The organism is Psychrobacter sp. S1-30-MNA-CIBAN-0213, from assembly GCF_040309845.1.
In the GTDB taxonomy this organism is placed as follows: Bacteria; Pseudomonadota; Gammaproteobacteria; order Pseudomonadales; family Moraxellaceae; genus Psychrobacter.
In genome coordinates, this window is sequence record NZ_JBEOPE010000189.1 from 1 (window position 1) to 232 (window position 232).

1 pseudogene is annotated in these 232 nt (G+C 42.2%); it reads left to right on the plus strand.

Going from position 1 to position 232, the window contains the following annotated elements:
• A pseudogene (locus tag AAEY87_RS14460) lies at positions 1-210 on the plus strand (cation diffusion facilitator family transporter); the annotation flags it as partial.
• Positions 211-232: the final 22 nt, after the last annotated feature.

Sequence of the window (232 nt, forward strand, 5' to 3'; positions counted from 1 at the left end):
GGTAAAGAAGCTTATGTGTGGTCGATGATAGCGGCTTTTGGCGTGTTTATGGCAGGCTCCATTGTCTCTATTTATACAGGTATTACCGAATGGAATGCACCAGAAGCTGAGACCAATTATACGATCGCTTTTATTATTTTGGCAGTGGCTTTTGTACTTGAGGGCTTCTCGTTAGTGCAAGCTTATTTGCAAAGTAAAAAGCAAGGTTAGGCTATCGAGGTTAGCGCTATTG